The organism is Ornithinimicrobium panacihumi (assembly GCF_052073805.1).
Lineage (GTDB): Bacteria > Actinomycetota > Actinomycetes > Actinomycetales > Dermatophilaceae > Ornithinicoccus > Ornithinicoccus panacihumi.
Genome location: NZ_JBQGWG010000001.1, coordinates 82,753 through 106,882 on the forward strand (window position 1 = coordinate 82,753; position 24,130 = coordinate 106,882).

Genomic DNA, 24,130 nt, shown 5'->3' on the forward strand with positions numbered 1-24,130 from the left:
TCAGATCAGACCCTCTGCGTCGCGGTGGGACCGGAAGAGCGCCACGGCCCCCATGACGATCAGCAGTCCCAGGAGGAGCAGGAACCAGCTGGTGTCGGTCCAGTCGTAGGGGTGGGGGACCACCCAGGTGGCCGACTCCGGGGGCAGGCCTGTGGCCTCGGCGGTGGTGGGCAGCCCGAGGGCGGCCACGGTGACCGCCTGCGCGCGTGCGGACAGCCACGGCTCGGCGACCGCGACCAGGACCATGAGCCCGCCCAGGCCGGCGAGCCACCACGAGGTGAGGCGCCCCGGGGTGCGGCGACGGAGCAGCATGAGGCAGACCGCCAGGATGGTCAGGCAGGCCAGGAAGCCGACGAGATAGCGACCGCTGACGGACAGCGACTCCAGGAATACGGCCCTGCTCTCAGGCTCGACCGGACGGATATCCACCGAGGTGAACTGGATGTCCGCGGGACTCGTGGTCCACAGGTCCGGTCGCTGCTCCAGGGGCACGGCCGCGCTGACCGTGGTGCTGTAGTGCATGCCGATGGACTTCGACAGGTGCAGCCCCCAGTAGAGGAGGGCCAGCAGCGCCGCGCCCGCCGCGAACATCGCGACGAGGATGAGCGGGGTCGAGCCCAGGAGTCTGCGGCTGCGGTCGGTGGTGGACATGGTGATCCTCTCGATGATCAATATGTCGACCCTCGATATGTCGACAATCGATATATGCCGCCGCGTGCGCAGGTGTTGCAGGGCGGGTGTGTGACCTAGGTCACCGCAGGCGTGACGACCGGCTTCCAGGTCGGGCGAGCTGCCTCATACCCGGAGATGTCGTCCTCGTGGCGCAGGGTGAGGGAGATGTCGTCCAGGCCGTTCTCCAGGCGCCAGGCGACGTAGTCGTCGATCTGGAAGGGAGCGGTGATGTCGCCGCAGGTGACGGTGCGCCCGGGCAGGTCGACGGTGATCTGGGTGCCGGGCTCGGCCTCCAGCTGCTTCCAGATCAGCTCGATGTCGCCCTGGTCGAGCTGGGCGGTGAGCAGCCCGCCCTTGCCGGAGTTGCCGCGGAAGATGTCGGCGAACTTGGAGGAGAGCACGGCCTTGAAGCCGTACTGCTGCAGGGCCCAGACGGCGTGCTCGCGGGAGGAGCCGGTGCCGAAGTCGGGACCGGCGACCAGGACGCTGCCGGCGGCGTAGGAGGGGTCGTTGAGCACGAAGGCGGGGTCCTCGCGCCAGCGGGCGAAGAGGCCGTCCTCGAAGCCGGTGCGCGAGACCCGCTTGAGGTAGTGCGCGGGGATGATCTGGTCGGTGTCCACGTTGGAGCGGCGCAGCGGGACGCCGATGCCGGTGTGGGTGCTGAACTTGTCCATCAGGCGGACACCTCCGCGGGGTCGAGGTCGGCGGGGGAGGACAGGGTGCCGCGCACGGCGGTGGCGGCGGCGACGGCGGGGGAGACCAGGTGGGTGCGGCCCCGGGCGCCCTGGCGGCCCTCGAAGTTGCGGTTGGAGGTCGAGGCGCAACGCTCCTCGGGGGCCAGCTGGTCGGGATTCATCCCCAGGCACATGGAGCAGCCGGCCAGGCGCCAGTCCGCGCCGGCCTCGGTGAAGACGCTGTCCAGGCCCTCCTCCTCGGCCTGCAGACGGACCGCGTGCGAGCCGGGGACCACCAGCAGGCTGACGCCGTCGGCGACCTTGCGGCCGCGCAGCACCTCGGCGGCCACGCGCAGGTCCTCGATCCGGCCGTTGGTGCACGAGCCGAGGAAGACGGTGTCGACGCTGACCTCGCGCATCGGGGTGCCGGCGGTCAGGCCCATGTAGTCCAGGGCGCGTCGGGCGGCGTCCTTGGACTCGTCGTCACCGAAGTCCTCGGGGTCGGGCACAGCCTGCCCCAGCTGGACCGACTGGGCCGGGTTGGTGCCCCAGGTGACGTAGGGCGACAGGGTCGAGGCGTCGATGACGACCTCGGCGCCGAAGACCGCGCCCTCGTCGGTCGGCAGCTGGCGCCAGGCCTGCACGGCCGCGTCCCAGTCGGCGCCCTGGGGGGCGTGGGGTCGGCCCTGCAGGTAGGCGAAGGTGGTCTCGTCCGGGGCGACCATCCCGGCCCGCGCTCCGGCCTCGATCGACATGTTGCAGATCGTCATCCGGCCCTCCATCGACAGGGAGCGGATGGCTGAGCCGCGGTACTCCAGCACGTAACCCTGACCGCCCCCCGTCCCGATCCGGTTGATCACCGCCAGGATGATGTCCTTGGCCGAGACCCCCTCGGACAGCTCGCCCTCGATGGTGATGGCCATCGTCCTGAACGGCTTCAGCGGCAAGGTCTGGGTGGCGAGCACGTGCTCGACCTCGCTCGTGCCGATCCCGAACGCCAGGGCCCCGAAGGCCCCGTGGGTGGAGGTGTGGCTGTCGCCGCACACGATCGTCATGCCAGGCTGGGTCAGCCCCAGCTCGGGGCCGATCACGTGCACGATGCCCTGCCCCCGACGCCCCCGCTCGTGGTGGACGATCCCGAACTCGGCGCAGTTGGCCTTCAGCGCCTCCAGCTGGGTCCGGGAGACCGGGTCGGTGACCGGCCCCAGCGTGGTCGGCACGTTGTGGTCCTCGGTCGCCACCGTCAGGTCCGGCCGACGCACCCGGCGACCGGCCTGCCGAAGGCCGTCGAAGGCCTGCGGGCTGGTCACCTCGTGGACGAGGTGCAGATCGATGTAGAGGAGGTCCGGCTCCCCCTCCGCGGAGCGCACCACGTGCTGCTCCCAGAGCTTCTCGGCCATCGTCAGGGCAGGCATGGTGGGTCCCTTCCTTCGCGCTCGGGACGGTGCGTAAGAATGCAGACACTGTAATGCCCATACATTGACGCGACGTCATGGAGGTCCGCGATGTCCCACTCCCTGGCCGTGCTCCCCGGTGACGGCGTCGGTCCCGAGGTCGTCGCCGCGGCGCTGACGGTCCTGGACGCCGCCGAGGAGAAGTTCGGCTTCTCGACCGAGCGCGTCGAGGTCCCGCTCGGGGCGGACCACTATCTCGCCACCGGCGAGCTGCTGACGGAGGAGGCGGTCGGCTCCCTCCGCGGTCACGACGCCATCCTCTTCGGCGCGATCGGCAGCCCGAAGGTGACCCCGGGCATCCTGGAGCGGGGGATCATCCTGGCCCTGCGCGCGGCGATGACGCAGGCGATCAACCTGCGCCCGGTGCGTCTCTACCCGGGCGTGCCGACGCCGATCGCGGGGCTCACCCCGGAGCGGTGCGACCTGGTCATCGTCCGCGAGAACACCGAGGGGGCGTATGTGGCGCGCGGCTCCACGGTGCATGCCGGCACCCCGGCGCAGGTGGCGGTCCAGGAGTCGGTCAACACCTGGTACGCCATCGAGCGCGCGGTCGACTTCGCCTTCCGGCTGGCGTCCGCCCGGCGCAAGAAGTTGACCCTGTGCCACAAGACGAACGTGCTCGTCGAGGCCGGCAAGCTCTGGCTGGCGGTGATGGACGAGGTCGGTGCGCGCTATCCGGACGTGGAGCAGGACTACGTCCACGTCGACGCCATGTGCATGCACCTGCCGGTGAGTCCGGACCGGTTCGACGTCGTGGTCACCGACAACCTCTTCGGCGACATCGTCACCGACCTGGGGGCCGTGCTGCAGGGCGGTCTCGGCGTGGCCGCGAGCGGCAATCTCAACATCGACGGCACCAGCCCGAGCATGTTCGAGCCGATCCACGGGTCCGCCCCCGACATCGCGGGACGCGGCTGGGCCAACCCGGCCGGCGCCTGCCTGTCGATGGCGATGATGCTCGGGCACCTGGGGGAGGGCGAGGCCGCGGCCGCGGTCGAGTCGGCCACGACCTCGGTGCTGGCCGACCTGCCGGCCCTGGCGGGCGAGGGCATGGGGGCCTCCACGGCGGAGCTGGGGGAGCGCATCGCCGAGCGGCTGCGTGACGGCTCCGCCCCGCAGGTCACGGGGAGCCTGATGAACGACCTGGCCGCCGTGATGAACGGCCTGCGCCATGGGTGAGGCTGGGGTCGGCGTCGTCCCGCCGGCGGGCGCCCTCCCGCCGACGAGCGCCCTCCCGACGACGGGCGCCGGCCCGCTCGCGCTGTGGCCGGCACGGGCCACCATCGACCTCGACGCCATCAGCAACAACGTGCGCGCCCTGCGGGAGCGGGTCGGCGGTGCGGAGCTGATGGCCGTGGTGAAGGCGGACGCCTACGGGCACGGTCTGGTGCCCTCGGCCCGGGCTGCGCTCGCCGGCGGTGCCTGCGCCCTGGGCGTGGCCCAGCCCAGCGAGGCGTTGGCCCTGCGCGCGGCCGGCGTCGACGCGCCGGTCCTGACCTGGCTGGTGGCTCCGGGGACCGACCTGGTGCCACTGGTCGAGGCAGGCGTCGAGGTCGCTGCATCGGCACCCTGGGCCCTGGAGGCGCTGGCCGACGCGGCCGTCGCGACGGGCCGCCCGGCCGTGACCCAGCTCAAGGTGGACACCGGCCTCGGACGCAACGGCGCTTTCTGCCTGCCCGTGTCGACCGATCCCCGGACGGACTGGTCCGACCTGGTGGATCTGGCCGCCCGGCTGGAGTCCGACGGTGCCGTGCGCACCCGCGGGGTCTTCACGCACTTCGCCTACGCCGACGCCCCGACCCACGCCACGGTCCAGGGTCAGCAGGACGTCTTCGCCGACGCGGTCCGCCTGGCCGAGAAGGCCGGGCTCGACCTCGAGGTCCGTCACATGTCCAACTCCGCCGCGACCCTGACCTCCCGCTCGGCCACCTGGGACATGGTCCGGCCAGGGCTGGCGGTCTTCGGCCTGTCTCCGGTGCCCGACCTCGGTGCGTCGGCCGACTACGGGCTGCGGCCCGCCATGCGGGTCACGGCGCGTGCCGCGCTGGCCAAGCGCGTCCCTGCCGGGCAGGGCATCTCCTACGGTCATACCTATCTGACGCCCGGCGCGACCACCGTGGTCGACGTCCCCCTCGGGTATGCGGACGGTGTCCCCAGGCACGCCTCGGGGGCCGGGCCGGTCCAGATCCACGGACGGCGGTTCACCGTTGCCGGACGTGTCTGCATGGACCAGTTCCTCGTCGACGTGGGGGACCTGCACGTCGAGGCGGGCGACGAGGTCGTCCTCTTCGGGGCGGGCGACGACGGTGAACCCACCGCCCAGGACTGGGCCGACGCCGCCGGGACGATCTCCTACGAGATCGTCACCAGGTTCGGTCCACGGGTCCCGCGCGTCTACGTGGGAGGGCAGCGGTGATGGTGCCCGGGCCGGTGCTCCACGTCGCCGACCTGCCGCTGGACGAGGACACGCGGCAGCTGGGCGAGCAGCTCGGCAGCCTGCTCCGGGCGGGGGACCTGGTCCTGCTGACCGGCGACCTGGGAGCCGGCAAGACGACGTTGACCCAGGGTCTGGCCCGCGGCCTGGGGGTGCGGGGACCGATCACCTCCCCGACCTACGTCATCGCCCGGGTCCACCCCTCGCAGGTCGGGGGCCCGGACCTGGTCCACGTCGACGCCTACCGGCTCGGGGGCGAGGCCGAGCTGGACGACCTGGACCTGGACGCCTCGGTCGAGGACTCGGTCACCGTGGTCGAGTGGGGCCACGGGCTCGCGGAGCAGTTGGCCGACACCTTTCTGGAGGTCGAGCTGCAGCGTTCCGGCAGTGAGGCCGGTGACCAGCAGACGCGCCGCGCGACCTTCCGGGGGCGCGGCGACCGATGGAACAGTCTGCGTGGCCAGCTGCCCGGCTGAGGAGCTGGCCACCCGGCTCAGAGCCACCCGGCTCAGAGCCACCCGGCTCAGAGCCAGGACGGCCAGCCGCCCTCCCGATAGGCTGGCGGGATGTCCGAAGGCCTGATCCTGACCGTGTGCACCGGCAACGTCTGCCGGTCCCCGCTGCTGGAGAGGCTGCTCCAGCGTGCGCTCGACGACACCTACGGCCCGGGTGCCATCCCGGTCCGGTCGGCCGGGACAGGTGCCCTGGTCGGCCACGAGATGGACGAGAGGTCCGCCGGGGTGCTCCGTGGCCTGGGGGGCGAGCCGGACGGTTTCGTGGCTCGACGACTGACTCCCGACATCGTCCGGTCCGCGGCCCTCATCGTCGCCGCCACCCGTGACCACCGTGCCGAGGCGGTCCGTTCCCACCCCCGTGCGCTCAAGCGGGCCTTCACCCTGGGCGAGCTGGCGAGCATCCTGCGGCACCTCGACCCCGCCGACAGGCCGCGTGCGGAGGACCCGGTGGAGCGGGTGCACGAGGTGGCTGCGGTGGCGACGGCGCACCGGGGCATGGTCCGCCCCGCGAGCTGGGACGAGTTCGACCTCGCAGACCCCTACCGGCGTGAGGATCAGGCCTACGTCGATCTTGAGGATGCGGTGCGTCGGGACCTTCCCCCCTTGCTCGAGGCCTTGGGCGCGCGTCACTCTTGAGACTGATTTCTTGGGCTCTCACTAGACCCGGCCAGGTGAGGTCGCTACCCTGGCAAGGCAGGTTCAGGACAGTCCGTGACGGCTCGGGCGCCCCGTGGGGAGGGGCTTCCAGCGGTCCAGCAATGGCAGTGAGGCTCCGTGACAGCTTCAGTCCGAGCATCTGGGGATGCTCCGTCGATCCGTTCTCTGGCGAGCCCGCCAACCCTTGGAAGGGCCGACGGCCGGCGTGGCGTCGTGGTGCCTGACTCCGTGCGCCTGGACGGGGTGGGCCGCTCCAGGACCAGGGCTCGCAGCTATCTCGCCCCCTTCCTCACCGCTCTGCGGGTGATCGACCTCGTCTTCGTCAGCATCGCGGTCCTCAGCGCCCAGCTGCTGCGCTTCGGCAGCAGCGATCGCGATCTGCACAGCCAGGTCGGGACCGTGAACTACACGGTGGTCTCCGTCGCCCTCATCGTGGGATGGATGACCTCCCTGCACCTCCAGCGGAGCTATGACGGCCGCATCGTCGGCCACGGCGTCCAGGAGTACCGCACGGTCTTCCACGCCAGCCTGTGGCTCTTCGCGACGCTGGCCATCGCGGCCCTGGCCTTCAAGATCGACATCGCCCGCGGCTACGTCCTCCTGGCCTTCCCCATGGGCACGCTCCTGCTGCTGGCCGGCCGGTGGTCGGCTCGCCAGTGGCTGGTCAAGGAACGCCGCGAGAACCGTCTCTCGGACCAGGTGCTCCTCGTGGGCAGCCCTTCCGAGGTCGAGGGGCTCGTGTTCGCGCTTCGGCGCGCACCGGACGCGGGCTACAACGTCATCGGTGCCTGCGTCGACAACGGCAGCGAGCAGGTCGCCGGCGTGCCCGTCGTCGGACGCGAGGAGGACGTGCTGCTCAAGGCGCTCGAGCACAAGGTCGACGTCGTCGCCGTATCGTCCTCGGCAGGACTGGGGCCGGAGGGTCTGCGCCGCCTCGGCTGGGCCCTGGAAGGCACCGACATCGACCTCGTGGTGGCTCCCGGCATCATGGACGTCGCCGGTCCTCGGGTGCTCACCCGGCCGGTCCAGGGGCTGCCGCTCATCCACGTGGAGGCACCCTCCTTCGGGGGACCGCAGCTCCTGGCCAAGAACATCAGCGACCGGGTGCTGGCGCTGCTGCTGCTCGTCCTGGCCAGCCCGCTGCTCGTGGGGATCGCCCTGTGCGTCCGGCAGGAGGATGACGGTCCGATCTTCTTCCGCCAGGAGCGGGTCGGCAAGGACGGCGACACCTTCTCGATGATCAAGTTCCGCACCATGGTGACCAACGCGGAGGACATGCTGCCCCAGCTCATGGCCGCCAACGAGGGTGCCGGTCCGTTGTTCAAGATGCGCCAGGACCCGAGGATCACCCGGGTCGGCGCGGTGCTGCGCAAGTACTCCCTCGACGAGCTGCCGCAGCTCTTCAACGTCCTGCGGGGCGAGATGAGCCTGGTGGGGCCGCGCCCGCCACTGCCCCGCGAGGTGGCCGAGTACGAAGCTCACGTCCGCCGCCGGTTGCTCGTCAAGCCCGGGATGACCGGGCTGTGGCAGATCAGCGGCCGCAGCGACCTGTCCTGGTCCGAGTCAGTCCGCCTCGACCTCTACTACGTCGAGAACTGGACCCCGGTGCTCGACCTGATGATCCTGTGGCGCACCATCCAGGTCGTCCTCCAGCCGGGTGACCGCGGCGCCTACTGACGCAGCGACGGACCGACCGGTCCCCTCCCGGCCGGCGACACGGTCCGCCCCCCACCGACGGCACGGTCTGCTCCCCACCGACGGCACAGCCGTGGCTGGGAGCGTTCATGCCGATCCGTCGTGGGTGAGCGAGTCCAGCCACGCCTGTGCGGCCTGGTAGGCGTCTTCACGGGCGTCGGTCGGCACCAGGGCCCGGTGACCGTCGGCTCGCGGGTAGCTACCGAGGAAGCTGATCGCGCGCGAGGTCCGGCGGAGGCCGATCAGCGCCTCCCGGAGTCGGGGCTCGTCCAGGTGGGCGTCCGCGTCGATCCAGAAGCAGTATTCGCCCAGCGCCTCACCGGTGGGACGCGACTCCAGCCGCGACAGGTCGATTCCCCGGACGGCGAACTGGTGAAGCAGCCCCAGGAGCGCCCCGGGGCGGTTGGCCCAGATCCAGACGACGAGAGTGGTGCGGTCGGCGCCGGAGGGCTCCGGGGTCGGTGCCCCCTTGCGCAGGACGACGAACCTGGTCACAGCCCCCTCCCGGTCGGCGATGTGCTCGGCCGCCGAGTCCAAGCCGTACGCCGGTCCCGCGCCGGGTGCCGAGATGGCCGCGTCGTAGCGTCCCTCGGCTACGGCCTGGGCGGCGCGGGCCGTGCTCGATTCCAGGACGACCTCGGCCTCCGGCAGGTTGGTCGCCATCCAGGCCCGGGTCTGCGCCGCCGCGTGCGGGTGCGTGGCCACCGAGACCGGCCCGGTCAGGTCGGTGAGGGTCACGCCCGACCTGGTGAGCACGTTGAACTGGACCTCGACGAGGACCTCGGCACAGATCCTCAGGCCGTCACCAGCCCCGTCCAGCAGCGCTTGGAGCGTCGCCGGCACCGACCCCTCGACCGAGTTCTCGAACGGCACCACGGCCGCGTCCACCGCACCGGAGCGCAGTGCCTCCAGGGCGGCCGGGACGGTGGAGGTGGGCAGCGTCTGGCCGTCGTCGACGGTGGCTGCCCACTGGAGCGCGGCCTGCTCGGTGAACGTCCCGGCGGGGCCGAGGTAGGCGATTCGGGTCACGCAGGCACGATATCGCCGTCGACTCGACCATCACGTGCCTGGTCGGGGCAGGACGTGTCCACGGTGGCAAGCAGAGCGTGTCGCCGGTGGGGAGGGAGCGAGCCTCAGGAGTCGAGGTGCAGCCACTGCTGCCAGCCGCCGTTGAGCACCAACCACGCGATCAGGCCGTAGCCGGCCTGCCCCGGGTGGATGGTGTCCCCGGCGGCGAGGTCGGACTGCCACTGGTCGTGGGCGACCAGCGGGGTGAAGCAGTCGACGAAGGGCACCCGGCGTCGCTGGCACACGTCCGCCTGGGCCTCGGCCAGGACGCGCAGCTTGTCGTTGACCTCATGGTCCAGGGTCGGCGTCGGGCCGACCACGAAGCTGGCCACACCGGTGGAGCTGGCCTCGTCCAGGATGTTGGCCAGGTTGAGACGGGAACGCGCGGTGGTGACGCCCTGCGCCACGTCCTCCGCGCCGGTGGCCACCACCAGACGCCGCTCGGACCGGCCCTCCCACCGGGGAGGGCACTCCACGCGCCAACGGTTCATGGCGTCGGCGGACCCGCTCCCGCGCACGCCGAGGTTGTAGGAGGTCAGGGTCGCGTCGTGGGTCGGCGTGCGGCCCACGACCCGGCTGACCCAGCCCAGTGCCTTGGGATCGCCATAGCCGGCCACGAAACCGTCGCCGACGAAGCACAGGCCGATGTCCCGGGGGCCGTCGTGCGCCTGGAAGTCGGCGCTCGGGGTGAATTCCAGCCCGGCCGCGTCCGGTCGTGCGTCGCTGCTCACGTTGTCATCGCCTCTCGGTGCAGGTGGTCGAGGACCGCCCGCAGTCGTCGGTGTCTGGGCGCCGCAGCCGGTGGCCGCGACGGTCACTCGTCATCGTCGTCGTCACGCGCCAGCCAGGTGGCCAGGCGCTCGACCGCGGTCTCGAACTCGGGGTTCAGGTCGACGAAGTCGCGCAGCTGCTCGGCCAGCCAGTCGAAGGAGACCTCTTCCTGGCCCCGCCGGGAGGCCAGCTCCTCGATGCCACGGTCGGTGAAGTACACCCCTGCAGGTTATCCCGCCGCGTCGCCGGATCCGGTCAGGCGCAGGGTGCGGTGCCAGGACTGGGTCGTGTAGTGGGTCGTCCACCCCATGGACACGTAGAGCCCGTCGGCGCCGGTGGGGGAGTCGGCGTCGACCTCCAGCCCCACGGCGCCCCGTCCACGCACCGCGGCGTCGGCGATCACCGTGCCCAGCAGTGCCTTGGCCACGCCACGTCCGCGGGCGCGGCGGTGCACACCGACGTACTCGACATAGGAGTTGTCGGGCCTGGCCATCCCGTCCGGGCCCACACGGCCGGGCACGGCCACGGCCACGAGGGCACCGGCCGGCTCGTCGTCGACCATCGCCAACCACCAGTGGTCCCAGCGGTGTCCCGGATCCTCGCGGAGCCTGTTGACGAACTCCTCGAAGGTCTCCCGGTAGGAGTTGAAGTGGTCGGCGAAGGACTCCTCGAGCATCCGGTGGACGGCCTGCAGGTCCTCCTCCTCCGGCATGCCCACCCCGTCGTCGCGCCGCACCCGGCGCACCTCGACGCCCTCGCGCAGCACCGGCGGCTCCGCGTCCGTCGTCGGATCGACCGGACGCACCATCTGCCACCAGTCACGGACATGGGTGTAGCCCGCGGCCTGCAGCCAGCGCTGCTGGCGCGGATCCTCGGCGAAGGCGCCCGAGTCCAGCTGGGTCTCCTCCATCCCCCGCCGCTCCAGGACCTCGGCGCCGAGGTCCTCCACCCGCCCGAAGGCATAGGTCGCGAGCGGGTCGGCGTCCTCGTCGGACAGGTCCGGGTCGATGGTCACGCCGACGAGCACGCGCCCTGCTGCTCGGTCGTGGCAGTTGATCCAGGCCCGGGCGATCCCCTCCGCGTCGCGCACGACCTCGTGCAGGTGGGTGGTGGCGCCACGGCCGGTGACCTCGGCCTCGACGGTGAGGCTGTCGGCGCCGGGGAAGCCCCGCGCCTCGCGTTCGTGTCTTCGCAGCAGGCGGACCAGGTCGTCGACATCCTCCACCCCCGGCGGGTATGCGGTGTAGCCCGGGGGCAGGTCTGGTCCAGCTCCTGTGCTGCTCATGGGCCCAATTCTGCCAAAGTGACCTGCTCGGGGCGCGGGTCAGGGTGAGAAGCCACCTCGGGTGCTTGTCCCCGGGAGGGAAGAAGGCCCCTCAGGGACGGATCCCTGAGGGGCCTTGCTCGTCGCGCTGTCTCGTCGAGGCGAGCTGTGCGCGTCAGCGGCGCTCGAAGGCCTGGTGCATGAGGGCCTCCTGCTCGATCGCGTGCACCTTGGTCGAGCCGGTCGACGGGGACGCCGACGCGGGACGGGACACCACGCGCAGCGGGCGGGTCTCGCCGTGCTCGGCCAGGGCCTCGGGCAGGTTGAGCGCCATGAAGGGCCAGGCGCCCTGGTTCTTGGGCTCGTTCTGCACCCAGACCAGCTCGGCGTTGGGGTACTTCTTGGTGATCTCCGCGAGCTCGGCGCCGGGGACCGGGTAGAGCTGCTCCATCCGGATGATCGCGGTGCTCTCGTCGCCACGCTCGGAGCGCTCCTCCTCCAGGTCCCAGACCAGCTTGCTGGAGGCCAGCATCACGCGATCCACCTTGGTCGGGTCGAGGTCCGCCGTGTCCGGCAGCACGGGCTCGAAGGTGCCCTGCAGGAAGTCCTCCACCGGGCTGGCCGCGGCCTTCAGACGCAGCATCGCCTTGGGGGTGAAGACGACCAGGGGCTTGCGGGGCCGGTTGGTCGCCTGGCGGCGCAGCAGGTGGAAGTGCGAGGCCGGCGAGGACGGGTAGGCCACGATCATGTTCTCCTCGGCGCACAGCGAGAGGTAGCGCTCGATGCGGGCGGAGGAGTGGTCGGGGCCCTGGCCCTCGTAGCCGTGGGGCAGCAGCAGGACCACCGAGGAACGCTGGTCCCACTTCTGCTCCGAGCTGGAGATGAACTCGTCGACCACGGTCTGCGCGCCGTTGGCGAAGTCGCCGAACTGCGCCTCCCAGAGCACCAGGGTGTCCGGGCGCTCCACGGAGTAGCCGTACTCGAAGCCCATCGCGGCGTACTCGGAGAGCAGCGAGTCGTAGACCTCGAAGGAGGCCTGGTCCTCGGACAGCTCGTCGAGCGGGGTCCAGGTCGCGGCCGTCTTGTGGTCGGTGAGGACGGCGTGCCGCTGCACGAAGGTGCCTCGGCGCGAGTCCTGGCCGGCCAGCCGGACCGGGGTGCCCTCGACCAGCAACGAGCCGAAGGCGATCAGCTCGCCCATGCCCCAGTCGATCCCGCCGTCGCGGGTCATCGTCTGGCGGTTGGCCAGCAGCTTGGCCAGCTTGGGGTGGACCGTGAAGCCCTCGGGGACGTTGCCGAAGGCGTCGCCGATCCGGTGCAGGAGCTCCTCGCTGATCGCGGTGGGCCGCTGCCTCGTCTCCATGTCGCCCTCGGCCTGGGCCTGGGGGCGCTCCAGGCCGCCGGTGCCGTCACCGGCACCCTTGAGGGCGGCCTTGGTCTCGGTGAAGACCTGCTCGAGCTGCTTCTGATAGTCGCGCAGCGCCTCCTCGGCCTCCTCGATCGTGATGTCGCCACGACCGATGAGGGACTCGCTGTAGAGCTTGCGGACCGAGCGCTTGCCCTCGATGAGGTCGTACATCAGCGGCTGCGTCATCGAGGGGTCGTCGCCCTCGTTGTGCCCGCGGCGGCGGTAGCAGACCATGTCGATGACGACGTCCTTGTTGAAGGTGCGTCGGTAGTCGTAGGCCAGCTCGGCGACCCGGACGACCGCCTCGGGGTCGTCGCCGTTGACGTGGAAGATGGGTGCCTGGACGGCCCGCGCGGCATCGGTGCAGTAGACCGAGCTGCGCGAGTCGTGCGGGGCGGTGGTGAAGCCGACCTGGTTGTTGATGACCACGTGGATCGTGCCGCCGGTGCGGTAGCCGGGCAACTGCGACATCTGCAGCGTCTCCATGACCACGCCCTGGCCGGCGAAGGCGGCGTCACCGTGCAGGAGCACGGGCAGGACCGGGTAGTCCATCGTCCCGCCGTTGAGGGCGAGCCGGTCCTGCTTGGCCCGGCTGATGCCCTCGAGGACGGGGTTGACGGCCTCCAGGTGCGAGGGATTGGCGGCCAGGTAGACGCGCGTGGACTTGCCTCGCTCGGTGACGAACTCGCCCTCGGTGCCCAGGTGGTACTTCACGTCGCCCGAGCCCTGGACGGAGCCGGGCACGGACGCACCCTCGAACTCACGGAAGATCTGGCCGTAGGACTTGCCCGCGAGGTTGGCGAGCACGTTGAGCCGGCCGCGGTGCGGCATACCGATGGTGACCTCGGCGAGGCCGTCCTCGGCGGCGCGAGACAGGACCTTGTCCATCAGCGCGATGACGGACTCGCCGCCCTCGAGGCTGAAGCGCTTCTGGCCCACGAACTTGGTCTGCAGGAAGGTCTCGAAGGCCTCCGCGGCGTTGAGCCGCCGCAGGATCCGCAGCTGCTCGGCCGGGGCCGGCTTCTCAAAGGGGACCTCGAGCTTCTCCTGGAACCAGCGGCGCTGCTCCGGGTCCTGGATGTGCATGTACTCCACGCCGACGGTGCGGCAGTAGGAGTCGCGCAGGATGCCCAGGATCTTGCGCAGCGTCAGCCGGGCCTTGCCGCCGAAGCCGCCGGTGGCGACATCGCGGTCGAGATCCCACAGCGTCAGGCCGTGGTTCTCGATGGTCAGGTCGGGGTGGCTGCGCTGGACGTACTCCAGCGGGTCGGTGTCGGCCATGAGGTGGCCGCGCACGCGATAGGCGTGGATGAGCTCCTGCGTGCGGCTCGCCTTGGAGATGTCGTCGTCATGGGAGGCGGTGATGTCCGGCGCCCAGCGGATCGGCTCGTAGGGGATCCGCAGCGAGGTGAAGATGTTGTCGTAGAAGCTGTCGGCGCCCAGGAGCAGCTGGTGCATGACCCGCAGGAACTCGCCCGACTGCGCACCCTGGATGATCCGGTGGTCGTAGGTCGAGGTCAGGGTCAGGATCTTGCTGACGCCGTTGAGGGCGATCTTCTCCGGCGAGGCGCCCTGCCACTCGGCGGGGTAGTCGAGGGAGCCGACGCCGATGATGGCGCCCTGGCCCTTCATCAGCCTCGGCACCGAGTGGAGGGTGCCGATCCCGCCGGGGTTGGTCAGCGAGATGGTCGTGCCCTGGAAGTCCTCGACCGTGAGCTTGCCGTCCCGCGCCTTGCGGACCAGGTCCTCGTAGGCGGACCAGAAGTCGTAGAAGGACATCTCCTCGGCGCTCTTGATCGAGGGCACGAGGAGCTGGCGGGTCCCGTCGGGCTTGGGCACGTCGATGGCCAGGCCGACGTTGATGTGGGCCGGCTCGACCAGGGTCGGCTTGCCGTCGGTCACGGCGAAGGAGTTGTTCATCTCCGGCATCGCCTTGATCGCCTGGACCATCGCGTAGCCGATGAGGTGGGTGAAGGACACCTTGCCGCCCCGGGAGCGGGCCAGGTGGTTGTTGATCACCGTGCGGTTGTCGATGAGCAGCTTGGCCGGCAGCTGGCGCGCGCTCGTGGCCGTGGGGACCTCGAGGCTCGACTCCATGTTGGTGACCACGCGGGCGACGGCGCCGCGCATCGGCGTGGTGGTGACCTCGCTCTGCGGGCCGGTCTTCTTCACGGCGGGGGCCTCTCTCGAGACGGGTGCGGAGCTCTTGGACTCCGCCGCAGCTGCGTCCTTGCCGGTCTTCTCGGCGGACTTCGGGGCGGGCTTGGAGGACTTGGCGGGGCTCCCCGACGCCGACTTCTCGGACGAGGAGGCCGGCTTCGCGTCGGCCTTCGGGGCGGCCTTGGGGGACGTCTTCGCGGCGGCGTTGGGGGCCGGGCGGCTCTCGGCCTTCTTGGGGGCGCTGCGCGGCGGGGCCACGCCGACGTTCTTGCTGGAGGCGACGGGGGCGGAGCCCGTCGAGCCGCCGGAGGAGGGCCGGGGCGTGGGGCTGGCGGAGGACGACGCGCCCCCCGTCGACTTTGCCGACTTCGCCGGCGGGGCCGTGTCCGTGGACGGGGCCGAGCCGTTGGTCGAGGCCCCCGTCTCGAAATAGTCCCGCCACGCGGGCTCGACCGAGCCCGGATCCTGCTCGAAACGGTCACGCATCTCTTCGACGAGCCATTCGTTGGCTCCGAAATCTGCGATGGACTTGTCGCTGTTCGTGGGGTTGGCCACTGGCCTTGCGCCTCTTCTCCGGTCCGGGGCTGCCACAGGTGCGGTCTTTGCACACTCTTCAGGCACAGCCTAACCGGTCACCGGCCTCCCGCTCCGAGGTGGACCGGCCTGTCCCGCCGCGGGGCCCGCCCCGGCCTCAGCTCACGTCACGTCGCGTGGTCAGCAACCACCCGAGAAGGGTCATGAACGCCGCATACGCGAGCAGGACCAGGGTGGCCACCCACCAGTCGATCGGACCGGCGGAACCCAGCTGCTGGGCCATGCCGTCCGGCACGCCCTCGTAGATGTCGAGGACCGCCATGCTGGCCTGGCTGGGGAAGTAGCGCGCAGCGTCCTTGAACTGCTCCACGAAGGTGAGGCCGAAGCCCAGCAGGGGCTCGATGAGCAGCGTCACGCCGACGCCGACGAACAGTGCGACGACCTGGTTGGGGATCAGCACCCCCAGCCCGAAGCCGATCAGGCCCCAGAGCAGCAGGACCAGGACCATCCGGGCGAAGGTCGACAGCAGCTCCGCCGGCTCGGGGAAGACGGCCGCGTCGCCGATCGCGAGCATGATCGCGCCGCCGAGGACGCTGCCGGCCACGAAGGCGACGGCGTTGAGGGCCACGACGACCACGAGCGCGCCCAGCTTGGCGCCGATCAGCTGGCCGCGACGGGGTGCCGCCAGCAGCGTCGGGGTCATCGTGCGGTGCCGGAACTCCCCGCTCATCGACAGGATCCCGAGGACGAGCGCCAGCAGGTAGCCCATCTGGACCGCTCCGGTGTAGACCATCCTGGCCACGGTGAGATCGTCCAGGAGCTCGGCCGGACGCACGATGGTGCCGTCGGCCCCGGGGAACTCCCCGATCACCGCCAGGACCAGCCCCTGGATGGCGGCGAAGACCGCGCCCATGATGAACATCGCCAACGGCATGGACCAGGACAGGCGGGTGGTGAAGTACTTGCGCAGCTCGGCGCGCACGAGGTTCATCGGGTGGTCTCCTCGCCGGGTGCGGGCAGGTCGTGGCGCGGGGTCCCGCCGGGTGGCGGCAGGGTGGGCCCGGGCTCGTGGTCGTGGTCCGGCAGGTGCGCCGCCGGCGTGGACGCCTCGACCGCACCGAGATTGCGGTTGCGGTGCTCCGGCGACTCGGTGAGCTGCAGGAAGAGCCGCTCGAGGTCGGTGCGCAGGGTGCGCAGCTCGTGGACGGGGGCGCCGGCGGACAGGGCGATGTCACCGATGCGGGCCAGGTCGCCGGAGCGCACCTCCAGGGCGTCGGCACCGTCGTGGGGACCGGCCACCAACCCGGCCCCGGTGAGCGCCTCGGCCAGCCGCGCCGGCTCGCTCGTGCGGACCAGGGCGGAGGGCTCGCCGTGCAGCTCCTGCATCGTGCCCTCGCGGACGAGGTGGCCGTTGGCGATGATCACCACGTCCTCGACCGTCTGCTCCACCTCGCTGAGCAGATGGCTGCTGATGAGGATGGTCTTGCCCCGGTCGCGGGACAGGTGCTGGAGGAAGCCGCGCATCCACCGGATGCCCTCGGGGTCGAGCCCGTTGGTGGGCTCGTCGAGCAGGAGGACCTGAGGGTCGCCCAGGAGGGCGGCCGCGAGGCCCAGGCGCTGCCGCATACCCATCGAGTAGCCGCCGGCGCGCTTGCGGGCGGCGGCCGGGATGCCGACCAGCTCGAGGAGCTCGTCGACGCGCGTGTCCGGGATGCCGTGCGTGGCGGCCAGGACGCGCAGGTGGTCACGGCCCGACCGCCCCGGGTGGAAGCCCGTCGCCTCCAGCGCCGCGCCGACGGTGGCCATCGGGCGGGGCAGGTCGGCATAGCGCCGCCCGTCGATGAGGGCCTCGCCGGACGTCGGCCGGATCAGCCCGAGCAGCATCCGCAGCGTCGTCGTCTTGCCCGCGCCGTTCGGGCCCAGGAAGCCGGTGATCGCGCCCGGCCGCACCTCGAAGCTGAGGTCGTCGACGGCGCGGAAGTCGCCGAAGGTCTTGGTCAGCCCGCGCACCGCGATCCCCGCGCCCACCCGGTCTGCAGCAGCAGTCGTCATGGGGACAGTCAAACAGCCCGAGGGGTATGGGGTACATCCGCCGGTCGGGGGAGATGCCACCTCCGTCCCGGGGCGGAGGCGGTCGGGCCGGTTGCCATGGCCGGTCAGCCCAGGTGCATGACGACGGTCTTGGTCTGGGTGAAGGCCTCCAGCGCCTCGATGCCCTTCTCCCGGCCGTAGCCGGACTGCTTGAAGCCGCCGAAGGGCAGCTCGACCCCGCCGCCGGCGCCGTAGGTGTTGACGTAGACCTGGCCGGCCTGCAGCTGGGCCGCGACGCGGTGGGCGCGCCCCAGGTCCCGGGTCCACACGGCCGAGATCAGCCCGTAGTCGGTGCCGTTGGCCAGCGCGACCGCCTCCTCCTCGTCCCCGAAGGGGAGGGTCACCAGGACCGGCCCGAAGACCTCCTCCTGCGCGATCGGGCAGGTGGGGTCGACGCCGTCGACGAGCGTGGGGAGCCAGTAGGAGCCGGCTGCGAGGTGGTCGTCCTCCGGTGCCCCGCCGCCGACGACGACCTCCCCGGACCCGGCGCCCTCGACGTAACCGCGCACCCGCTCCTGCTGCCTGGTCGAGACCAGGGGGCCGAGGTCGGGGTCGTCGGTGCCGCGGCCGAGGGTGGTGGCCCGGAAACGGTCGGCGATCTTGCCCACCAGCTCCTCGCGCACCGACTCGTGGACGATGAGGCGCGAGCCGGCCGAGCAGGTCTGGCCGGCGTTCTGCAGGATGCTCTTGGTCGCGAACTCGGCGGCCCGGTCCAGGTCCGCGTCGGCGTAGACGATGTTGGCCGACTTGCCGCCGAGCTCCAGGACGGTGGGGACCACCCGGTCGGCGGCGGCGTGGGCCACGGTGGAGCCGGTCTGCGTCGAGCCGACGAAGCCCAGGTGCGCGACGCCCGGGTGCGCGGTGAGAGCGGCCCCCGCCTCGGCGCCGAGGCCGGTGACCACGTTGACGACGCCGGGCGGGATCCCCGCCTCCTGCGCCAGCCGGGCCAGCGCCACGGCGGTCCGGGGCGTCTCGTCGGCCGGCTTGAGCACGATCGCGTTGCCGGTCGCGACCGCGGCGGCGATCGAGCGGGAGGCCAGCTGGAGCGGGTAGTTCCAGGCCACGATGCTGCCGACGACGCCGTAGGGCTCGCGGCGGGTGTAGACGTGCATCTGGTCCGACAGCGGGATCGTGCTGCCGTAGAAGGCCTCGATCACCCGGCCGTAGTAGCGGAAGTAGCGGGCGGCCACGGTGGCGTCGGTGCGCGCCTGCGACAGCGGCTTGCCGGTGTCCTCGGACTCGGTCCTGGCCAGGCTCTCGCGCTCACGGTCGACGAGGTCGGCCAGCCGGGCGAGGGCGTCGGCGCGGTGCTCGGTCAGGGTCGCGGCCCAGGCCGGCTGGGCGTCGGCGCCGGCGCGCACCGCCCGGTCGACCTCGTCGGGGCCGCCGCGGGACACCCCGCCCAGGACGCTCCCGTCGGCCGGATCGAGGTTGTCGTAGCTGTCGACGGTGGCGACGTCCTCGCCGCCGATGAAGGACGCGGTCAGGCTGGTCATGGTGCTCACGCTACGCCGGGACGGGGCGGCGCCGTCGGGTGGCGTGGGTCGACCACCTGGTGCACGCATGGTGCACGTGCGAAAGGCCGCCGACCTGTCTGTGCAGGTCGGCGGCCTTTTCCGTTGCGCCCCCGGCAGGATTCGAACCTGCGCTCCCGCCTCCGGAGGGCGGTGCTCTATCCCCTGAGCTACGGGGGCAACAGCGACAAACTGTATCAGCCGAACCAGGGTGCGCTTCACCACTTCGTCATCCCCCGGCCACTGCCCAAACCGCGTTGGGGCCAGGCTCGCGACGCGCCTAGACTTGCCCGGGTGACCCCAGAGCAGCTTGCGCAGGCACTCCATACCGTCCTGACCGAGGCCGTCGCCGCCGGCGACCTGGCCGTCGAGGTCCCCGCCCTGGAGGCGGTGCGCGTGGAGCGACCCAAGAGCCGTGACCACGGTGACTGGGCGAGCAACATCGCCCTCCAGCTCGCGAAGGGTGCAGGCATGCCGCCGCGCCAGCTCGCCGAGATCGTCGCCTCCCGGCTGCGCGAGGTCGCGGGCGTGGGTGCGGTCGACATCGCCGGCCCCGGCTTCCTCAACATCACCCTGGACGCCGCGAGCGCCGGGGAGCTGGCCCGCGGCATCGTGGAGGCGGGGGAGGCCTACGGCACCAACGAGTCGATGGCCGGCCACGTGGTCAACCTGGAGTTCGTCTCGGCCAACCCCACGGGCCCCCTCCACATCGGGCACACCCGGTGGGCCGCGCTGGGCGACGCGCTGCGGCGGCTCTTGGCCGCCAGCGGTGCCGAGGTGACCGCCGAGCACTACATCAACGACGCGGGTGCCCAGATGGGCAAGTACGCCGCCTCGATCCTGGCCAAGGCCCGCGGCACCGAGGTCCCCGAGGGTGGTTACCCGGGGGAGTACGTCGACGTCCTGGCCAAGGAGCTGCTCGCCGAGCGGCCCGACCTGCTGGAGCTGCCTGAGGACGAGGCGCTCGCTGTCTGCCTCGAGCGCGGCTACGCCCTCCAGCTGGCCAAGATCCAGCACACGCTGGAGCAGTTCAACGTCCACTTCGACGTGTGGTTCTCCGAGAAGACGCTGCACGACGCGGGTGCGGTCGAGGACGCCGTGGCCAGGCTCCGCGAGCAGGGTCACGTCTTCGACGACGGTGGCGCGGTCTGGCTGCGCACGACCGACTTCGGCGACGACAAGGACCGGGTGCTCATCCGGGCCAACGGCGAGCCGACCTACTTCGCCGCGGACGCCGCCTACTACCTGTCCAAGAAGGACCGCGGCTTCCCCGAGAAGATCTACATGCTGGGCGCCGACCACCACGGCTACGTCGGGCGGCTCAAGGCCATCGCCGCCTGCGCCGGCGACGACCCCACGGCCAACATCGAGGTCCTCATCGGTCAGCTCATCAACATCCGGGGTGAGCGGATGGGCAAGCGGCGCGGCAACGCGCTCTTCCTCGACGACCTCCTGGAGTGGATCGGCTCGGACCCGGTGCGCTACTCCCTGGCCCGCTTCCCGGCCGACACCCCGCTGGACCTGGACGGCGAGGAGCTGCGCAAGCGCTCCAACGACAACCCGGTCTTCTACGTGCAGTACGCCCACGCCCGCACCTGCAACGTGGCCAGGCTGGCCCGCGAGGACGGCGTGCGGCGCGAGGACGGTTTCGACCCTGCCCTGCTGACGCACGAGACCGAGGCGACGCTGCTGGCGACCCTGGGTGACTTCCCCCGGGTGGTCGCCCAGGCGGCACAGCTGCGCGAGCCGCACCGGGTGGCCCGCTACCTGGAGGAGCTGGCCGGCTTCTTCCACAAGTGGTACGACGAGTGTCGCGTCCGCCCGATGTCCGCCGACGAGCAGATCACCGACGTGCACCGCTCGCGGCTGTGGCTCAACGACGCGACCCGCCAGGTGCTGGCCAACGGCCTCGGACTCCTGGGCGTCTCCGCGCCGGAGCGGATGTGAGCGCCGTGGTGGCCCCGGACCTGACCGAGGGCGTCGACGAGAACCTCATGGCACCCGTCCGGGTCGCCGTCCTGGGCGCGGGCACGGTCGGCGGCTCGGTCGTCCGGCTCCTCCACGAACGTTCCGACCTGTATGCGGCACGCGTCGGCCGACGCCTGGAGGTCGTGGGCGTGGCTGTCCGCGACACCGCCAAGGAGCGGGACGGGATCGACCCCGCCCTGCTGACCACGGACGCCGAGGCGCTGGTCGACTCGGCCGACGTGGTCGTCGAGGTGATGGGCGGCCTGGACCCGGCCCGCGGCCTGATCGAGCGCGCGATGCGACGCGGCGCCCAGGTCGTCACCGCCAACAAGCAGCTCATCGCCCAGGAGGGCGTGGCCCTGCACGCGCTGGCCGACGAGTGCGGCGTCGGGCTCGACTACGAGGCCGCCGTGATGGCCGCGATCCCGGTCATGGCGGTCGTGCGCGAGGCGCTCGCCGGGGACGTCATCACCTCGATCTCCGGGGTGGTCAACGGTTCCACCAACTTCATCCTCGACATGGTCGCCCGCAAGGGGGTCCCGTTCGAGGAGGCCGTGCGCAAGGCGGGGGAGCTGGGCTACCTGGAGGCCGACCCCACCGAGGACCTCGAGGGTCTGGACGCGGCGGCCAAAATCGTCATCCTGGCCAGGACCGCCTGGGGCCTGCCGGTGACGCTGGACGACGTCCGTCGTCAGGGGATCACGGGCCTGACCGACGAGGACTTCCACAACGCCACCGGCACCGGTCGCGTCGTCAAGCTGGTCGCCTCCGCCTGGCGTTCGGGCCCGGCCGCCTCGCCGAAGGTCGAGGTCGCCGTCCGTCCCGTGGCCCTGCCGCAGGACGACCCGCTGGCGATGGCCCGCGGCGGCGCCAACGTGGTGGTCATCGAGGCGGAGTCGGCCGGCACGCTGCGGCTGCACGGCGCGGGGGCCGGCGGTGACGAGACCGCCTCGGCCGTGCTCGCGGACGTGCTCCGGGCGGTGCGTCGCGTCGGCCCCTAGGTTCGTCGCGGCGCGTGTTATCGTGAAGGCGCCTCGTGACCCGAAGGGCAGAGTGGTCGGCTCCGGGGCATTCCCTTCACGGACCGGCGCCTCGGCGTCCCTCTGAGCACTCGCTCCGGGTGCCTCTTCCTTCTGGCCGATGGCCTGGTCGAGTCCGTGGCACGTAAACCCGCTCCCTGTGCTTCCACGCGCGGGAGCGTCACCCGAACACCCCATGCCCGGACCTGTCCGGCGCCGAGGGGGAAGGAAGAGTTCGTGACCGAGATCACCGCCGCAGCGACCAAGACCGGTGCGCTGAGCGCGCTCCGCCTGGCAGAGCTCCAGCAGCTGGCCCAGAGCATGGGGATCGCCGTCGACTCCAAGATGCGCAAGGCCGACCTGGTCTCCGCCATCCGCAGCCAGCGAGGTGGCGACGCCCCCGCCGAGCGCGCCCCCGCCGAGCGCGCCCCCCGTGCGGCGCGCACCCGCAAGCCCGCCGACGAGCACGCCGACGCTGCCGACAAGCCCGCCGACGCGCCCGCCGTCACCGAGGCGCAGAGCACCCCCGCCGAGGGCACGGCCGACCTCGAGGCCGCGCTCGACCGGGCGCAGGCCCAGCGCGAGGGTGGCACCACCCGCCGCGGTGGTCGCCGCGCCGGGTCCAGCGCAGGCGCCCCCCGCGCCCGTCAGGAGTCCGGCGACCGGGCCGACCAGCCCCCTCAGCAGGACGGCCAGCAGCGCCAGAACCAGCAGGGTGGCCAGGGCAACCAGAACCAGCAGGACGACCAGGGTGGGCAGGACGACCGTCAGCGCGGCGGTCGCCAGGGAGGCCGCCAGCAGCACCAGGGTGGCCAGAACCAGGGCAACCAGAACCAGCAAGGTGGCCAGGACCAGGGCAACCAGGGCGGCCAGAACCAGCAGGGCGGCTTCGACGACGAGGGCGAGGGCCGCTCGCGCCGCCGTCGCAACCGCCAGCGCGGCCGGGACCGCAAGCGCGGCCAGCAGCACCGCCAGGACGGTCAGCAGGGCGGCCAGCCGGAGGAGGAGAGCTACAGCGACGAGGACCTGCTCGTCAAGGTCGGGGGCGTCCTCGACTTGCTCGACAGCTACGCCTTCATCCGCACGACCGGCTACCTGCCCGGCCCGACCGACGTCTACGTCTCCCAGTCGATGGTCCGTCGTTACGGCCTGCGCAAGGGTGACGCCGTCCAGGGCGTCATCAAGGCCCCGGTGGAGGGCCAGGACAACCAGCACCTGGTCTCCTCGACCGGCAACAAGCGCGACCGCGGCAAGTTCAGCGCCCTCGTGCGCCTGGACGCGGTCAACGGCAAGACGCCGGAGGAGTCCCGCAACCGTCCGGAGTTCAGCAAGCTGACCCCGCTCTACCCCCAGGAGCGCCTGCGGCTGGAGACCGACCAGAAGAACCTCACCACCCGGGTCATCGACCTGGTCGCCCCGATCGGCAAGGGCCAGCGTGGTCTGCTCGTCGCCCCGGCCAAGGCCGGCAAGACGCTGATCCTGCAGGCCATCGCCAACGCGATCTCGGCCAACAACCCCGAGTGCCACCTCATGGTCGTCCTCGTCGACGAGCGTCCCGAGGAGGTCACCGACATGGAGCGCGCGGTCAAGGGCGAGGTCATCTCCTCGACCTTCGACCGCCCCGCCGACGACCACACCACGGTCGCCGAGCTGGCCATCGAGCGCGCCAAGCGCCTGGTCGAGATGGGCGGCGACGTCGTCGTCCTCCTCGACTCCATCACCCGTCTGGGCCGTGCCTACAACCTGGCCGCCCCCGCCTCGGGCCGGATCCTCTCCGGTGGTGTCGACTCGGCCGCGCTCTACCCGCCCAAGCGCTTCTTCGGCGCCGCCCGCAACATCGAGAACGGCGGCTCCCTGACGATCCTGGCCACGGCCCTGGTCGAGACCGGCTCCAAGATGGACGAGGTCATCTTCGAGGAGTTCAAGGGCACCGGCAACATGGAGCTCAAGCTGGACCGCCAGCTGGCCAACCGCCGCATCTTCCCCGCCGTCGACGTCAACGCCTCCGGCACGCGTCGCGAGGAGATCCTCATGGGCAACGAGGAGCTCAAGATCATGTGGAAGCTGCGCCGGGTGCTCTCCGCGCTCGACCAGCAGCAGGCCGTCGAGCTGCTCCTGGACCGGCTGCGCAAGACCAAGCACAACTACGAGTTCCTCACGCAGGTCCAGCAGACCAGCTCCATCAAGCTGGACGACGAGGACTGACCCGAGCTGCCGCATACCTCGGGCGGA

19 protein-coding genes and 1 tRNA gene are annotated in these 24,130 nt (G+C 71.5%); 8 read left to right on the forward strand and 12 right to left on the reverse strand.

Going from position 1 to position 24,130, the window contains the following annotated elements; all coding sequences use genetic code 11:
- From ACTMMA_RS00375 to leuC, 3 genes are all read right to left on the reverse strand, one after another.
- Positions 1-651, reverse strand: coding sequence for a hypothetical protein (locus ACTMMA_RS00375; protein WP_441188113.1), 651 nt, complete (start codon positions 649-651; stop codon positions 1-3).
- Between the two features lie 95 nt (positions 652-746).
- Entirely contained in the window at positions 747-1,346 is a 600-nt protein-coding gene (leuD, locus tag ACTMMA_RS00380) for a 3-isopropylmalate dehydratase small subunit (RefSeq protein ID WP_441188114.1), read from the reverse strand.
- Positions 1,346-2,761 carry a 3-isopropylmalate dehydratase large subunit gene (gene leuC / locus ACTMMA_RS00385; RefSeq protein ID WP_441188115.1) on the reverse strand — a complete coding sequence of 472 codons (1,416 nt, stop codon included), beginning with the start codon at positions 2,759-2,761 and terminating at the stop codon, positions 1,346-1,348. The genes leuD and leuC overlap by 1 nt, the downstream gene beginning before the upstream one ends.
- A gap of 90 nt (positions 2,762-2,851) precedes the next feature.
- Here leuC and ACTMMA_RS00390 point away from each other — a divergent pair, with 90 nt between their 5' ends.
- The 5 genes from ACTMMA_RS00390 (at position 2,852) to ACTMMA_RS00410 (ending at position 8,083) form a co-directional block, all read left to right on the forward strand.
- The gene (locus tag ACTMMA_RS00390; RefSeq protein ID WP_441188116.1) at positions 2,852-3,979 is read left to right on the forward strand and encodes a 3-isopropylmalate dehydrogenase; all 1,128 of its coding nucleotides are present in this window, start codon (positions 2,852-2,854) and stop codon (positions 3,977-3,979) included.
- The gene (gene alr / locus ACTMMA_RS00395) at positions 3,972-5,216 is read left to right on the forward strand and encodes an alanine racemase (protein WP_441188117.1); all 1,245 of its coding nucleotides are present in this window, start codon (positions 3,972-3,974) and stop codon (positions 5,214-5,216) included. Before ACTMMA_RS00390 ends, alr begins: the two co-directional genes overlap by 8 nt.
- Entirely contained in the window at positions 5,216-5,710 is a 495-nt protein-coding gene (gene tsaE, locus ACTMMA_RS00400; protein WP_441188118.1) for a tRNA (adenosine(37)-N6)-threonylcarbamoyltransferase complex ATPase subunit type 1 TsaE, read from the forward strand. The genes alr and tsaE overlap by 1 nt, the downstream gene beginning before the upstream one ends.
- Before the next feature lie 90 nt (positions 5,711-5,800).
- Positions 5,801-6,385, forward strand: coding sequence for an arsenate reductase/protein-tyrosine-phosphatase family protein (locus ACTMMA_RS00405; RefSeq protein ID WP_441188119.1), 585 nt, complete (start codon positions 5,801-5,803; stop codon positions 6,383-6,385).
- A 237-nt stretch (positions 6,386-6,622) separates the two neighbouring features.
- On the forward strand, positions 6,623-8,083 hold the full coding sequence (locus tag ACTMMA_RS00410) for a sugar transferase (RefSeq protein WP_441188120.1): 1,461 nt from the start codon (positions 6,623-6,625) through the stop codon (positions 8,081-8,083).
- A 105-nt stretch (positions 8,084-8,188) separates the two neighbouring features.
- Here ACTMMA_RS00410 and pheA read toward each other — a convergent pair whose 3' ends face one another.
- From pheA to ACTMMA_RS00455, 9 genes are all read right to left on the reverse strand, one after another.
- Positions 8,189-9,130 (reverse strand): prephenate dehydratase, encoded by a 942-nt coding sequence (gene pheA / locus ACTMMA_RS00415; RefSeq protein ID WP_441188121.1) that lies wholly within the window; start codon positions 9,128-9,130, stop codon positions 8,189-8,191.
- Between the two features lie 104 nt (positions 9,131-9,234).
- Entirely contained in the window at positions 9,235-9,900 is a 666-nt protein-coding gene (locus tag ACTMMA_RS00420; RefSeq protein WP_441188122.1) for a GDSL-type esterase/lipase family protein, read from the reverse strand.
- A gap of 83 nt (positions 9,901-9,983) precedes the next feature.
- Positions 9,984-10,160, reverse strand: a complete 177-nt coding sequence (locus tag ACTMMA_RS00425) for a DUF6104 family protein (RefSeq protein ID WP_441188123.1) — start codon at positions 10,158-10,160, stop codon at positions 9,984-9,986.
- Between the two features lie 9 nt (positions 10,161-10,169).
- Positions 10,170-11,225 (reverse strand): GNAT family N-acetyltransferase, encoded by a 1,056-nt coding sequence (locus ACTMMA_RS00430; RefSeq protein WP_441188124.1) that lies wholly within the window; start codon positions 11,223-11,225, stop codon positions 10,170-10,172.
- 154 nt (positions 11,226-11,379) lie between these two features.
- Positions 11,380-15,327 (reverse strand): multifunctional oxoglutarate decarboxylase/oxoglutarate dehydrogenase thiamine pyrophosphate-binding subunit/dihydrolipoyllysine-residue succinyltransferase subunit, encoded by a 3,948-nt coding sequence (locus tag ACTMMA_RS00435; protein ID WP_441188125.1) that lies wholly within the window; start codon positions 15,325-15,327, stop codon positions 11,380-11,382.
- 136 nt (positions 15,328-15,463) lie between these two features.
- A complete protein-coding gene (locus ACTMMA_RS00440; RefSeq protein ID WP_441188126.1) occupies positions 15,464-16,297 on the reverse strand; it encodes an ABC transporter permease in 834 nt (277 codons plus the stop codon).
- On the reverse strand, positions 16,294-17,358 hold the full coding sequence (locus tag ACTMMA_RS00445; RefSeq protein ID WP_441188127.1) for an ABC transporter ATP-binding protein: 1,065 nt from the start codon (positions 17,356-17,358) through the stop codon (positions 16,294-16,296). Before ACTMMA_RS00445 ends, ACTMMA_RS00440 begins: the two co-directional genes overlap by 4 nt.
- Before the next feature lie 104 nt (positions 17,359-17,462).
- Positions 17,463-18,893, reverse strand: coding sequence for an aldehyde dehydrogenase family protein (locus tag ACTMMA_RS00450; protein ID WP_441188128.1), 1,431 nt, complete (start codon positions 18,891-18,893; stop codon positions 17,463-17,465).
- A gap of 126 nt (positions 18,894-19,019) precedes the next feature.
- Positions 19,020-19,091 (reverse strand) — tRNA-Arg (locus ACTMMA_RS00455).
- A gap of 114 nt (positions 19,092-19,205) precedes the next feature.
- Between ACTMMA_RS00455 and ACTMMA_RS00460 the strand changes: the two genes are divergently transcribed.
- The 3 genes from ACTMMA_RS00460 to rho all read left to right on the forward strand — a co-directional run bounded on the left by ACTMMA_RS00460 (position 19,206) and on the right by rho (position 24,103).
- A complete protein-coding gene (locus ACTMMA_RS00460; protein ID WP_441188129.1) occupies positions 19,206-20,858 on the forward strand; it encodes an arginine--tRNA ligase in 1,653 nt (550 codons plus the stop codon).
- Positions 20,855-21,880, forward strand: coding sequence for a homoserine dehydrogenase (locus ACTMMA_RS00465; RefSeq protein WP_441188130.1), 1,026 nt, complete (start codon positions 20,855-20,857; stop codon positions 21,878-21,880). The genes ACTMMA_RS00460 and ACTMMA_RS00465 overlap by 4 nt, the downstream gene beginning before the upstream one ends.
- Before the next feature lie 255 nt (positions 21,881-22,135).
- Positions 22,136-24,103: a transcription termination factor Rho gene (rho, locus tag ACTMMA_RS00470; protein WP_441188131.1), complete on the forward strand. Its 1,968-nt coding sequence runs from the start codon at positions 22,136-22,138 to the stop codon at positions 24,101-24,103.
- Positions 24,104-24,130 lie beyond the last annotated feature (27 nt).